This is a genomic window from Dokdonia sp. MED134, assembly GCF_000152925.2.
Classification (GTDB): domain Bacteria; phylum Bacteroidota; class Bacteroidia; order Flavobacteriales; family Flavobacteriaceae; genus Dokdonia.
In genome coordinates this window covers 2,126,800-2,140,553 of the sequence record NZ_CP009301.1, presented here as the reverse complement: position 1 = coordinate 2,140,553, position 13,754 = coordinate 2,126,800, and the positions used below count along the sequence as shown (strand labels likewise).

15 protein-coding genes are annotated in these 13,754 nt (G+C 37.2%); 3 read left to right on the top strand and 12 right to left on the bottom strand.

All coding sequences use genetic code 11. The features are described 5' to 3' along the window. Nucleotides 1-83: 83 nt before the first annotated feature. The 6 genes from MED134_RS15465 to MED134_RS09370 all read right to left on the bottom strand — a co-directional run bounded on the left by MED134_RS15465 (nucleotide 84) and on the right by MED134_RS09370 (nucleotide 6,151). Complete coding sequence (locus tag MED134_RS15465) at nucleotides 84-485, bottom strand: DUF6168 family protein (protein WP_038598223.1); 402 nt, start codon at nucleotides 483-485, stop codon at nucleotides 84-86. Continuing rightward, nucleotides 486-701, bottom strand: coding sequence for an AtpZ/AtpI family protein (locus MED134_RS09390; protein ID WP_038598221.1), 216 nt, complete (start codon nucleotides 699-701; stop codon nucleotides 486-488). It lies immediately after the preceding gene. Further along, a complete protein-coding gene (locus MED134_RS09385) occupies nucleotides 670-1,074 on the bottom strand; it encodes a polymer-forming cytoskeletal protein (RefSeq protein WP_038598219.1) in 405 nt (134 codons plus the stop codon). Before MED134_RS09385 ends, MED134_RS09390 begins: the two co-directional genes overlap by 32 nt. A 24-nt stretch (nucleotides 1,075-1,098) precedes the next feature. Next, a complete protein-coding gene (locus MED134_RS09380; protein ID WP_052084202.1) occupies nucleotides 1,099-3,636 on the bottom strand; it encodes a tetratricopeptide repeat protein in 2,538 nt (845 codons plus the stop codon). A gap of 324 nt (nucleotides 3,637-3,960) precedes the next feature. Then, complete coding sequence (locus MED134_RS09375) at nucleotides 3,961-4,674, bottom strand: ABC transporter ATP-binding protein (protein WP_038601132.1); 714 nt, start codon at nucleotides 4,672-4,674, stop codon at nucleotides 3,961-3,963. 7 nt (nucleotides 4,675-4,681) lie between these two features. Next, nucleotides 4,682-6,151, bottom strand: coding sequence for a DUF5687 family protein (locus MED134_RS09370; RefSeq protein WP_038598217.1), 1,470 nt, complete (start codon nucleotides 6,149-6,151; stop codon nucleotides 4,682-4,684). Between the two features lie 94 nt (nucleotides 6,152-6,245). Between MED134_RS09370 and MED134_RS09365 the strand changes: the two genes are divergently transcribed. The 3 genes from MED134_RS09365 (at nucleotide 6,246) to MED134_RS09355 (ending at nucleotide 8,361) form a co-directional block, all read left to right on the top strand. After that, nucleotides 6,246-7,298 carry a ferredoxin--NADP reductase gene (locus tag MED134_RS09365; protein WP_038598215.1) on the top strand — a complete coding sequence of 351 codons (1,053 nt, stop codon included), beginning with the start codon at nucleotides 6,246-6,248 and terminating at the stop codon, nucleotides 7,296-7,298. Between the two features lie 110 nt (nucleotides 7,299-7,408). Continuing rightward, entirely contained in the window at nucleotides 7,409-7,702 is a 294-nt protein-coding gene (locus MED134_RS09360; protein ID WP_038598213.1) for a hypothetical protein, read from the top strand. Continuing rightward, nucleotides 7,699-8,361 (top strand): ATP-binding cassette domain-containing protein, encoded by a 663-nt coding sequence (locus MED134_RS09355; RefSeq protein WP_038598211.1) that lies wholly within the window; start codon nucleotides 7,699-7,701, stop codon nucleotides 8,359-8,361. The genes MED134_RS09360 and MED134_RS09355 overlap by 4 nt, the downstream gene beginning before the upstream one ends. 68 nt (nucleotides 8,362-8,429) lie before the next feature. On the opposite strand, the gene MED134_RS09350 is transcribed toward MED134_RS09355, so the two are convergent. Genes MED134_RS09350 through MED134_RS09325 form a run of 6 tightly spaced genes read right to left on the bottom strand, consistent with a single transcriptional unit; the run spans nucleotide 8,430 to nucleotide 13,691 of the window. Further along, on the bottom strand, nucleotides 8,430-9,383 hold the full coding sequence (locus MED134_RS09350; RefSeq protein WP_038598209.1) for an NAD(P)H-dependent flavin oxidoreductase: 954 nt from the start codon (nucleotides 9,381-9,383) through the stop codon (nucleotides 8,430-8,432). A 59-nt stretch (nucleotides 9,384-9,442) separates the two neighbouring features. Further along, the gene (locus MED134_RS09345; RefSeq protein WP_038598207.1) at nucleotides 9,443-10,456 is read right to left on the bottom strand and encodes a glycosyltransferase family 9 protein; all 1,014 of its coding nucleotides are present in this window, start codon (nucleotides 10,454-10,456) and stop codon (nucleotides 9,443-9,445) included. Between the two features lie 59 nt (nucleotides 10,457-10,515). Then, entirely contained in the window at nucleotides 10,516-11,127 is a 612-nt protein-coding gene (locus tag MED134_RS09340; RefSeq protein ID WP_038598205.1) for a DUF4254 domain-containing protein, read from the bottom strand. A 1-nt stretch (nucleotide 11,128) separates the two neighbouring features. Further along, nucleotides 11,129-12,127, bottom strand: coding sequence for a DNA adenine methylase (locus tag MED134_RS09335; protein ID WP_038598203.1), 999 nt, complete (start codon nucleotides 12,125-12,127; stop codon nucleotides 11,129-11,131). Further along, a complete protein-coding gene (locus MED134_RS09330; protein WP_038598201.1) occupies nucleotides 12,124-12,765 on the bottom strand; it encodes a hypothetical protein in 642 nt (213 codons plus the stop codon). Before MED134_RS09330 ends, MED134_RS09335 begins: the two co-directional genes overlap by 4 nt. Then, nucleotides 12,765-13,691 carry a DUF6427 family protein gene (locus tag MED134_RS09325; RefSeq protein WP_148305652.1) on the bottom strand — a complete coding sequence of 309 codons (927 nt, stop codon included), beginning with the start codon at nucleotides 13,689-13,691 and terminating at the stop codon, nucleotides 12,765-12,767. Before MED134_RS09325 ends, MED134_RS09330 begins: the two co-directional genes overlap by 1 nt. Nucleotides 13,692-13,754: the final 63 nt, after the last annotated feature.

Sequence of the window (13,754 nt, the reverse complement as noted above, 5' to 3'; positions counted from 1 at the left end):
AATATTTTCAATAAATGACGTGGCCTAAAATTCTGTGCAAAAGTACTCATTTTCTTCAAAATAAAATAGATTTCGTAATTATTTCAATTTTGAGTCTCTCTATTCAAGATTTTCACAATAACAATTACCTCGTAAAAGATAAATATGAAGATGGGTAACAGTAGAGAAACACTGTCTATTTTACTCAAATCAGGTCCAAAAAAAATAACATCTCTAAAAAGAACACAAAAGAATAAAACTTTTACCGCCATAGATCCTAAGTATAAAAAACCTAATTGATCTTTAAACTCTTTTGTGAGCGAGGCAAGTAGCTCAAAGACTACCACAAGTACATAAGATGCTACTGCTTGAAATATGTATACACTCCATAAACTGTATGGATGATATATCTCAAATTTTAATGTGAGATAATAGTGAACGTTATAACTAATAAGAAATAAGCTTATAACACCCAGTGTATAAAGAATTAATTTTTTAATCAACACTTATTTATTGAGACGCATTACCCCTTTTATGACGAAGTAAATAGATAGAAAAATAGCAAAGAGTGTAACTGTTTTTTCTAAGTATGAAGTTTCAAATTTTTGATCTAGCCACTCACCTAGTAAATTACCTAAGTATATAGTCACTCCCATCTGCAGGGCAATAGTAGAAAATCGTGCCCAGTTTTTAAGCGGAGCGTTCTCCTTTTCCTTTGGCATTAGAAAGTGATTTAAGATTACCTTTCATCTCACAAGATGCATTAAATGTAGCTCCAGGCTCTACAGCAAGCTTACCAGTGATTACTTCTCCTTCTATATGTGCAGAGGTCTTTATAGATAGTAAATTTTTAATCTCTAATCTACCTACAATTTTACCCTCTACATCTGCATCATTGCAAATTATAGTGCCAGTTACAACACCTGTTTTGCCCACCACAATTTTATTTGGAGCAGTTATATTGCCTTCTATAACACCATCTATACGAAAACCTCCTTCTGAGGTTACATCTCCTTTAAGAGTAGTGCCTTGACTAATGCGGTTTTGCTGGTTTGTAAGAGCTGGTCCTTTTCCTTTTTTGTTATCTGAAAACATCTGTAAGGGGGTTATTTTTTAATCTCAATTTGTTTTTTGTGCCTTATAAGCATCAAAGTTTTTATGTACTTGGATGATCTTGTAATTTTCTGAAGCAATAATAGTACTAGGTCGTGTAATTCTCACCTCATCATTTACCGCAAGTAATTCAACAAGGCCTTCGGCTTGATTTCTACTGTCTAAAAAGTGTATTACTACAAAAGACTCATTCTCATTATATACATCTATAGAGGTAGAAAACTGTGTGTAACCTATCTTTTCAAAGCTCTCTACAAGCCTCTTCTGAAAATCGCGCGCTCCCTGCACGTCAGAACTTGTAAACGAGTATAGCACCTTATAGTTTATAGAAATTGCCTCGTCATCAAAGTTTTCAAACTTCATTGTAGGCAAAGCATTGCGCAATAAGTTTTGAGCTTTCTTACCTTCTTCTGTACGTGGGTAGGTAAGTGCTACATAATTAAGGCTCTCTTTGTAAGCATCATACCCCTTGTATCTGCCCAATACGGTTGCTTTAAGCAGTTCAAATTTAGGTAAATATGGATCTCCATAAAGTTGATCAATTTTCACTTCTAGATCTGAGAGAAGACCTGCATATTCCTGGTTTTGAAAACGCTTGTATAACCCTTTATAAATTTCTTCTGGAGCCTCTGCATCGGCCTCGAGTGCTGTGTTAGGATTATTTATTCTTGTAGCATAACGAGAGTCTGGATACTTTGTGGTAATCTCATTTTTATAGGTTTCCGCTTTCGCGAAAGCGCCCATAGAATCATACACTTGATACAAGTTATAGGTAGCTGGTAACACAAGTTTCTCATCAGGTTTGAAACTTAATAGCTTTTCTAAACGACTTGCTGCCAAAGGATATTCTTTAAACTTTTCTTTATAAATAAGCCCTAGTTGAAAGTATGCAAAGTCTCGCTCTTTAATGAGGCTATCTATTTGAGTTTTATCTCTAGGTAGTGTTGCAATATAGTCTTGTGCAGTTTTCTTTTGTGTCTCCTCTTCTTCTTGGAGTACTACCGGCAAGGGACCTCCGTTACTAGCTGGAGTTTGTTTTGATGAGAGGCGCCATCCATCTGCTAGTCTTCTTTTACCCCATCTGCGCTCAAAGGCTTGTTTACCATAGGCAACGGCTACATCATTATAGAAGTAAAATTCACCAGGTGCCGCTTGCGTTTTTTTACGAGTACTAGCGTTACTATTAAAAAACTCGTTGTTACGTATTTTATCTACTCTAGCGATAGAGTCTGCAGCTTCTTTTGCCTTAAGCTCTGCAATATAATTTTCAAAATATGCTGTTAGATCGTCTTCAGACATTGTAACTAGCGAAATTATACTGTCATTACGAAGGGTAAGATCCTCATATGCAATAACGTCTGTAAGGTTATCACGTTTCTTTTTTACAGACCTATACTCTCTTGTACGGTCGCTTATTTTACCGAGCATACTATCGTAATAAGCACCAGCAGTTTTATATGCTGCTTGCTCAAAATTATAATCTGCAAGTGCAAGATAATCTCGTGATACAAGATAGTTATCTGTGCTGGTCTCCCTTAATGACTTATTATAGTTTGCAATAGCAGAGTCTTCTTTACCTAGGCTCATATAATAGGCAGCCTTTGTGTAATATATTTTATCTAAAAATGGTCTATTCTCTCTATTGCTTACCATTTTGTCTAGACGCTCTCTTAGTGCAAGAGTATCTTCTGTAGTAAGGTCACTATTACGTATTTGTTCCAGATGTGCATTGATATGATACTTGCGCGGTATCTTTCTATTAAGGTCTATTACTTCTTGAAAAGCAAGATTTGCACTATCTTTTTTATCGAGACGATTATACAGCTGCCCCTTGATATAATTATAACGACCTCTTTCTTCAAACTTACGAGTAAGGTCTGATGCTTCCTTTATATAAATAAGAGCACTATCTGGTTTGTTTAGATTAAGGTAGGCCTGGGCGAGCATTGCTTTTGCATCTGCAATGTCTTGGTTTTTAAGATTCTTCTCTACTTTAAAAATCTTATTGAGATTTTCTATAGCAATCTCATTATTTTCTAGCCTGATGTTTGTCTTTTCCTTCCAGACTTTAGCCTGAGCAATATTGTTACTCTTAGGGTAGTAAGCAAGTACGTAATTAAAAGCTTCGAGTGCTGGTACAAATTGCTGGTCAAAATATCTTGCTTTGCCTAATAGTAAGAAGGCCTCATCCATTTGTGGGTTGCGCTCTTCTCCATCTATTTTCATAGAGTGGCGTTGTATGGCTTTAATTGCTTTTTCTTCTGCTCTTACAAAGTTAGGATCTCTGTTTTCTTCACCTAATGATGTATTTTCTTCAAATGATATGCGCTCTATAGGTAGTACCTCCCAGTAGTTATCATCAAAGGTTTGTATAAGTGCGTTCTTACCTTCATCTAGGGCAACATTACCATTATATAGTGTATTGAACTCTGTGGTAACCGCGTGATAGTTGCGACTTATAAATGAATCTTTCTTGCGAGAGCAGCTCACAAGAATTAATACAAGAATACTTGTACAAAGGATACGTCTTAAGAGTATTATCAAACCTGTTGTGTTTTTACTAAAAGGAACTGTAATTTACCCATTTTAGTATGGAAGCGTGTAAAAATACATTTCTTTTTGAAAAAACATAGATTTCCCTCTTTTTATTAGGACTCTTCACGCCACATCCTGCTTTTAGTAAAATAATTTATGGATGTCATAAAAAAAGTTAAGAAAATTCTTAAAAAAAACCGCTGTTTTTTCGGTTGATAACTAGCACTTTAGTATTTTTACTGTTCAAGTTGCATAAACTTGAAGAATTAAGTTGGGGAACTTAGGAAATGGTCGCTTTATTGTGGCCATTTTTTTTACCCCTATTTTAAGCCACTATTCAACTACAACTTCATTACCCGCAAAGTAAGCCTCGAGATCTTTGAGAGTAGCTGGAGAAGTAATAATATCTTTTACTAAGCTCCCTTTCTCTAAAACTACAATACGCTCACAAACTTCTGTTACGTGCTGAAGATCGTGACTAGATACCAGGACAGTTACCTCTCTATCTGATGCCATCTTTTTTATAATTCCTTTTAAACGTATTTGCGTAGTAGGATCAAGATTTGCAAATGGCTCATCAAGTATAATTACATCTGGACTCCCTATTAAGGTCGCTACGATACCTACCTTTTTTTGATTTCCTTTTGAAAGGTCACGTAAGTATTTACGTTTCCCTATAATCTCATCGTTAAAAAAGTCTTGAAACGTTGCCAGCAATGCATCTACATCTGCCTTATTTTCTCCTCTTAGGTCTCCTATAAAATAAAAGTACTCTTCTGGAGTAAGGTATCCTATAAGGAAAGTTTCATCTATAAAGGAAGCTGTGTGTGTCTTCCAGTCTTCACTCTCATTTACTTTTACCCCTCCATTTTCTATATATCCAGTAGAAGGTTGTATAAGATCTAGCAGACAGCTGAAAAGCGTAGTCTTACCGGCCCCATTATTACCTACAAGTCCAAAAGACTGACCCTTTGGGATTTCAAAACCTTCAAGGTTAAGAACTGTAACTCCGTTATATGATTTTGACAAGTTGTGTACTGTGATCATCGTCTCTCTATTTTGTTTGTTTGTAAGCTGCAAGCGTTTTATACTTCTCTGTCTTATATATTTTTATAATCTGGTCAAATACTTTGTCTCTAAAAGCAAAGCCTATAAGCCCTACTATGGCAACAAGTGCATAGCCCAAAGTAGGTCCTACCGTAAAGTGCCCTATCGCATAAAGTGCCATAGGTCCAAGCATTTTAGGTAAACTCACAAGCAGCGTTTTAAGGTTAAAAGAACTCTTGTCTCCAAAGGCCTTTTTACCACTCTGTAAGTCTATAGGTGTTTTTATATAAGCCCCACCTAGTAATACAAGGTGTGCATTTATACCCATATTAAATATGGCTCCTACTAGTACTGCAATAAGTATATCCCACCCAAAATAAATATAGGGTATACATAATATGGCCGAAAAGAATGTAGCAATCACCACGAGTAACCACTTAGACTTTAAGTAATCTTTATAGGCGATGTTTTGTGTCATCATAAGTGGGTAATAGGCACTATCCCAAGATGGAACAAACTGCCCAAAACTAAAGAGAAAACCACCACTCACAAATACAGATGCAAACATCTTCCAGAAAGGACCATCATAAACCTCAACTGCACCCGTAAAAAAGAGCAACCCGTAAAACAAGAACATAACACTCATAAACACTGTAGTTTTAGAGCGTTTATTTCTCATTATAAGTCTAATATCATTTTTAAGAAAAGTAGACTGCTTCCCAAAACGATCTAGCCAACCTAAATCTCCACCACTTGCTTCACTCACCTTTTTTGCCAGCCCTGCATCTAGATATAATCTTGCAAGAAAGTACTTAAAAGCAACCGTTGCTACTGTGACAAGTAATGCTATAGGAAATATAACAGGCCACATATACTCATATAACCCTTGAAAAAACGGTTGTGTAAAGGCTGTGATATCAAAATATCCATAATACTGAGCAAAACCTAAGGCAGCAAATAATGCTCCTACGCTCAACACAAGCCACAGCTTGTCATTTAAAAAGACATTAATAAAATTATTTGCATATATAAAGCAAAACATAGCCACGTGCCACGCAATCACACCTAGCGGATTAAAACCCTTTGCCAGTAAAACAATAGAAAATGGAATAAAGAAAAAAGCGTGCATCCAGTTCCAGAAGGCAAGCACCGTTTTACCAAGTGCAAACTTTACAATCTTAGTCTTTTTAAAAGGTAAAAGTAATAGCGGTTTAATATTTACTACGGGCATTTTTTGCCCCATATATCTTAATATAAGATCACCTACTATGTAATAAATAACAAATGTATTTACGGTAGAGAAAGGCTCAAGGTCTGCTTTTTCAAGACCCATATATAAAAGAACTCCCATACCACCCAACCAGAAAATCATTGATAAGGCTCCAAAAACCATCAAAATTTTAAGTGCAAGGTTAGTCCCAAAAGCAGGACTTCTAAAAAAAGCCTTCCACTCAAGGCTTACAAATTGTTTGACCATAATTTTCGGTTGTTTAGCGAGGTATAGGTATTTAAACTACTCGTATTGTTACACACAAAACGCATTGCTTTGTATTTTTGTAAAAAAAACGTCAATGTCTTCATTTCATACACTTCATATTCAGACCATTACAAGAATCACAGCAAAGTCTGTTGCTATCACTTTTGCACTTCCGGGTGCTTTAAAAGAGCACTTTACCTTTGCGCCTGGTCAATATATTACTTTAAAAACTACGATAGACGGTACAGAGGTTAGACGTGCTTACTCTATTTGTAGCACACCTCAAGAAGGGCTTACCGTTGCGGTAAAAGAGGTAGAAAACGGAACGTTCTCAACGTATGCAAATAGAGAACTTAAGGAAGGTGACACGCTAGAGGTACAAGAACCAGAGGGTAGATTTAAGATAGATAATTCCGCTTTCGCGAAAGCGAAAAACTACGCAGCATTTGCCGCAGGTTCTGGTATTACACCTATTCTGTCTATGATAAAGACAACCCTTACTCAATCTCCAGATAGCACTTTTGTACTAGTCTTTGGGAACCGAACGCCAGAGGAGGCAATGTTTATAGACGAGTTACAAGCCTTGAGATCACAATATACAGATCGCTTCTCTATAGAGTCTATTTACTCGCAGTCGCGTGTAGATGGCGCACACTTTGGCCGTATTATGAAATCTACGGTAAACTTTGTGGTAAAAAATAAATATGCCGAAAACAACTTTGACGATTACTTTTTATGTGGTCCAGAGGCAATGATTAATGAAGTAACTAAAGTTCTGAAAGAAAATGAAGTTGCAGACACTGCCATACATTTTGAACTCTTTACAGCAAGCACAGAAACTACAGAGATCGAGGCGCCTCTAGATGGTAAAACGGCTATAAAAGTACTTTGTGACGATGAGGAATTTGAGTTTACAATGGATCAAGAGACAAACATTCTTGACGCATCGCTAGATGAAGATATAGACGCACCACACTCTTGTCAAGGCGGCGTATGTAGTAGCTGTATCGCACGAGTAACAGAAGGTACTGCTGTGATGTCACAAAATCAAATTCTTACAGATGCAGAGGTTGCAGAGGGACTTATCCTTACCTGCCAGGCGCATCCTACCTCAGCTAGAATTGTGGTAGATTATGATGATATATAATTGAGGTTATAACATTTTTAAAAACCTGCCCGTTATACAACAGGCAGGTTTTTTTATGCTATTAAAGTAGGTAACCCCTACCTTAAAAGGAGATTATCTATTTTTAACCTATGTGGAACTTTTATCGTGACGTAACATTATATGCTGCTGCAGTCTGCATTTTATTTGGACTCGCGACAGTTCCTGCTCGAGATAGCATTATAAATGGTGTTTTGGTAACCATCGCTGTTTTTGGTGTGTTTGGGACTGGCTTGGGCATTCTTGCCTTTGGTTACTTTCAAAAGCAACAATACTATATGTACCATAATCTTGGTTTTACAAAGAGGCACCTCATCACAAGAACCTATTTGATAAATGGTGTTCTAGCCATAGTCTTGCTTATCATTACATCCTTCTTTGTATGATAAACGAGCTACAACTCATATCTGCACAAAAATCTTTTGGAAGCAAAGAAGTGCTCAAAGATGTCTCCTTTACACTACAGACTGGTGATATTTTGGGACTATTTGGTGCTAATGGATCTGGCAAATCTACATTGCTCAAGATACTTTTTGGCACCTTAAGAGCGACTAAAGCAACACTTACCATAAATGGCTCACCTATATCTCTAAAGAAGATTATTCCAGAGCAATATATAGGGTATTTACCGCAAGAGAGCTTTCTACCTAAGCATTTAAAAGTAAGAGATATCATCCCGCTATTTTATAGTGATGGAGATGATCAAGACGCCATTTTTAGAGCTCCATTTATAGAAAAAATAGCGTCAAAAAAAGCGGGCGTACTCTCAATGGGTGAGATACGTTATCTAGAGCTGCTACTTGTAGCAAATCTTAATCACCCATTCCTTATGCTAGATGAGCCTTTCTCTATGATAGAGCCCTTGTATAAAGAAAAGATAAAAGAGTTTTTGTTTTCGCTTAAAGCAAAAAAAGGAATCATACTCACAGACCATTATTATACAGATGTACTAGACGTTACTACGAGCAACATTGTACTTTCTAACGGGTTTTCTTCGGTAGTATATTCGGTAGAAGATCTTAGGCTACAAGGGTATATTAAATAAAAAAACCTGTCTCATCTTTATGACTTGACAGGTTTTGGTTTTATTTACGCTTTCGCGAAAGCGTACTTCTATATAAACTTCTTAATAATCGTTGCTACAGGCTCTATCGCTGTGGTTTGCTCTATAGATGGTCCTGCAACCCATACGGTTTTATAAGTAGCTCCCTGTGCGGCCTTTGTGGTATCACGCATACCCTTTGCAAAACGAATGGCTTTTACCCATTTTTTGAGCTTCTTATTTTTATTAAGAAGACCTTCTAGCCAGGTTTGTTTTGTTCCTATCTTTTGAACATAAGGTGTATTAATAACTGTACACGGTGTACCAGATATCTTTTGTGTCATCACGATATCTTTTGCTCCAAAGTCTACACAAGCTTGCTTGTACTCTTGAGACACAGGTGCCTCTTCTGAAGCTATAAAAGGGCTTCCTATACTTGCTCCTATCGCGCCGAAAGACATCGCACGATCAAGGTCGCTCTTGTTTGCAACCCCACCAGCAGTTATTACTGGTATCGCGCAGTTTTCATTAAGCTCTTTTATAAGTGCTTCTGGAGCGATATTACCTCTGTGACCTCCTGCTTGATTATTTACTGCAACTAGTGCATCACAACCCATTGCTTCTACCTTTTTTGAGTAGCTCAAGTCTGTAACGTCACAAAATACTTTAATTCCCTTTGGTTTTGCCTTCTCGATAACCATTCTAGGTGACCCGAGAGATGTGATAATGAAGTCTACACCTAGCTCACAAGCTGCTTCCAGCTGTGCAGGGTACTTCATATTAGATTTATTTACAATAAGATTTATCCCGAAGGCTCCTCCAGGTACTTTTGCCGCTTTAAGCTCAGTAATGGCAGCTTTAAGCTCTTCTATAGTTCTATAATTAAGTGCTGGCACACAAGCAGCGATACCGCTCTCCATTCCGGCTTTTAACATTGCGACATTAGACACCAGAAACATAGGTGCCATAATAATAGGGTGAGTAATGCCTAGTAAGTCGTTAAGGGTAGGTTTTGTTGTGCTCATAGTTATATAATATACCACAAATATAGTATAATTTTACTGTGCGCGCATAGTATGTTATATTAGATAGTTGCTTTAATCTTTTCTATTACCTGTTCTGGCAAGATGGTTTTCATCACATCTTCATAACCTTCTGGCACTAGATTGCCGTATATTGAAGTTGGGATTTTTGGATACTTTTTTCTGTCTGACACTATGCAGTGCTCTTCTTGATTAAATGGAGCAAAGCCTGCATAAGGATGTGTTACTCCCCAAAGGCTTATCGTAGGCACGCCATACATTGCTGCGAGGTGTGCGTTACCACTATCCATAGAAAGCATCCCGTCTAGCTGACTTATAAGATTAAGTTCTTCTTTAAATTTAAGTGCTCCAGCTACGACCTTTACATTTTTACAGGTATCTGAGAGGTTATTGAGTATAGTCACTTCTGAGGGCGCTCCAAATAGAAAGATATCGTACTTATCTAATAGGTCTATTCCTTCTACTACCATTTTCATATAATCTAGAGGATACTGCTTACCTAGGTGAGCGGCAAAAGGTGCTACTCCCAGCCACTTACGACTATGGCCTGCTGTAAACTCAATGATTGCTGGCGCTTTATTGGGTTTTGGTAAAACCTCTGGAACTAGGTTTTTAAATTCTAGGTTGTCAAAAACAGCTATGTAGCGCTGTGCGGTTGTTGCAAGTTGTGTAAAGTTCTTATCGCTTTCTCTAGTGAGTGCTTTCTTTTCGGCTCTTCCTTTATCTAGAGTTGCACTAGGCAGATTAAGAAAGGTACGAAGCATTTTAGACCGTATGACATTGTGCAAGTCTGCAACGTGTGTGATACCAAGCTTTTTCAGCTGGCGCGCGAGTTTCCATATACCCATCACTCCTTTATGTTCTGAAGTGACATTTGCAGCAACAAATTCAAGGTTAGGTATGGAGCTTACAATGGGTTTAAAAAATGGCTTTGAGAGAAAAGATATTTTTATGTCTGGATTTGCTTTCGCGAAAGCGTAAACCACAGGCACCGTCATCGCTACATCTCCCATTGCAGAGAGCCGTATGATGAGAATATGTTTTTGTCTAGCCATTGTAAGAATGCACGATACCGCTCTTTAAAATAAAAAACGGTGTCGCGCGTAAGGATTCATTACTTTTTAATGTTTCTGAGTACTGGGTTTAACTCATCGTCATTATACATTTTCATTTGCTTGTATACCTTCATATACTTGTCTCCTTTTGAGATGTCATCAAGTAAGGTGTCTATTGCTGTAGAGAGGTCTACGCGTTGCTCTAGTAAAACATCTAGCTTAGTCTGGCAAGCAGCTCTGTGTGCATCACTTGCATCTTCACGTGTTGCTTCTTCTTGCATATGATATACTTTTAAAGCGAGTATAGATAAACGGTCTACTCCCCAAGCTGGGCTTTCTGTATTAATTGTTGCTCCTTCTTTTACAGTTACATCTTTATACTTCTCAAGAAAGTAGCTATCTATATACTCTACCATATCTGTACGATCTTGGTTTGAGGCATCAATCTTACGTTTAAGTGTAAGTGCAGCCACAGGGTCTATTTGAGGATCACGTATAATATCTTCATAATGCCATTGTACAGTATCTATCCAGCATTTACGGTATAGCAAGTGCCCTAGTACATCTTCATTTTTATCATACTTGTTGATAAAAGGTTGATCTACGGTGTTTATTACGTGATAGGTGTCTATCGCTTCTTTAAAAATGGCATTTGCCTTATCTGTAAACATATTATTGTTTTTCTAAAATGTGTAAATACTCTATTGTGCTACTAGCTTTGTGATGACGGCTAGCTGTTTTATCTGCTCTGAATCGTTTATAGCTGGTGGTTTTTACATCATATCTACCATACTGCTCCATCACCTTCTTAATAACTGATGGACTCATTAAACCCTCATTACTGTAGCTTACAAAAATGTACTTAAACTGAGCATTTTTTATAAGCTGTTCAAAGCTTGAGACAACCGTTTTCTTACTACAATAAGCACTTTTATTATAGATGGGAAGACCTGTTTTTCCTCGTGGTGCAAAGATATTATATTTTGCAATGGTATTAAGTATGTGATAATTTGCACCATACTGCCTTACGTTATATGGCGGGTCTAAGTATAAAATATCTCCGCTTATTTTAGTAATAAGCTCGTTACCATCTTCTTGAAATACTTTATGGGCTGTCTTTGTAATCTCAAAAGTAGCCGGAGTAATGACCATATTCTTTGCGGCTCTAGGTTTTATAGTTTTGAGATAAGACCCATAAACAGAGGCAGTGTTTGCAATTTTATCTGCACTCTCAAGTAGGCTGGCTAGTAGAAAATAGTAGACATCTGTACTTATCGCTTTATTATGATACCATTTTTCAACCTCTGTGCGTATGCTATCGATTTTTTGAGCATTATGCTTGCTGAAATATAACCGATTACCCACACCTCCTTCTCCATATTGTGCCGCAATAAAACCCTTTTGTAGTGGTAATGAATTTAGGTTTTCTATAAGGTCATTATATTCAAAATTCTTATAATTTCCTATATAATTACGGTTAAGAACATAGCTATAAAACTCAAGATCATTTGCTATTACGGCTTTTACTTGAGATTTAAATACCCTACCTACTGCGCCTGTACCTGCAAAGAGATCGCAAAAAACTAAATCGCCTAGGTCTTGCCCACACACGCTATGTATAGTGTCTTGTATAAAGGAAGATAATCTATGTTTTGAACCTATATAATTCATCTATTTACCCATATAATGTCTGCCATTGTTTCCTTTCCTTCCTCGAAGGAAAGGACTTCCATTACTGCTGGTGTTTTCTGTTTTCCGTAGGGTTCTATGATGGATTTTATGAGTTCTATTTCGGCTTTTAGTTTCCAGTGTTCTCCGTTTTGGTCGTGCACAACTATAAATAACCTGTTATTGAGGTGAAAGCGTTGTCCGGTACTTTGGTGCTTGTAAAACCAGTGTATGAGTTGGGTTTTGTGCGCTTTCGCGAAAGCGTAATTCTCACCAAATCCTTTTGGGAATATACTTGTTTTATGGTCTATGCGCTCGCCTAGCCATCTAAAATCGTAGTGGTCTTCTACCGGATTTGGGTTAGGTGCGAAACCTGGTAAGTCTGTAAAAATTTTTTCTACGGCCTGGGCACTCCAGAAGTTGTACCATCTGTTTATGGCGTAGTTAAAGAAATCTTGTGTAGGAAAATTGTGCTCCTTTTGTTGCTCCTCGATTTGAACTAAAAGCGCTTCCCAAGACATTGTTTTATAAATAAACTTAGTCGCATCATCCCAAGTATCATTTTGCTTTCTATTCCACACATAGGGAAGGTTACACCTTTTCTTTAACTCGCTCTCTATGTAGGATATATCGAGCTTCATTATGCGATATAGTTTATAAATACTGGAAGAAGGACAATAAGCCACAACAAGCTTTCCTTAAAAATAGGACTCTCTGTGTGTTCTAAAAAGTTACTTACTATAATGGTCATTACAGGTACAATAAGATACCACTCTGCGCCTGTTTTATGTGCCGAAAGCGTGATCACTAGTAAGCCTACAGCGAGTAATCCTAAAATTACAGAGTATCGAGACTTTGCCCCAGAAGAGGCATTTCTTTGCTCTCCTAGGTAGCGCCATACGGTCCATAAGAGCAGGGCTATAAAAAATGCAATGGGTGTGAGAGTTTCAAGTTCATTATAGGCCTTAAAATCAAATGACACAGACTCAAATACAATGTCAACATCTGCCGGACTACCAGCTTGTAACAGCAAAAAACTATAGTATATAACTGCAAATGATATGATTGCAATAAGGGGTATGATTAAATATCTGGGGTTTGATATATTATATAACAGAAGTGCAATATAAATTGCTATTAAATACAACCAACTAAAATAAAAAGAAATTGCTGCTAGAAGTATCCATAGGGTGGCATCAAAAATCTTGCGTTCCATATACAACTCAGATTTAAAACTTATGATACGTCGCAAGGCTATGAGAATAAAAAAGCCTGCAAGTAGTATCGCACCATCTCTTAATGCCGCTGGCAATGCAAGGCTAAACGCGGCAAAAAGTAATACGCCGTAGGTGCTACGCTTAGTCAAATCATTTTTTTGAGCTACAAAATTGAGTATAAACATTGTGCTTATAAAAAGTAGCCACATCCCCACTAGTCGAAGGGTTTCTTGCCAGTTAAAGGGCTCTATAACCAACTGCCTATTGCTATAAAAAAAGCCTAATGTCATATAAATGATGACCACAACTACGGCTAGGGGCTTTGAAGTACCAAAAAATCTTGTGAGCATAGCTAGTTTTTTTCCTATTTTTGCAGTCGCATCTATAGATGTACAACTAAGATTTCAATATTG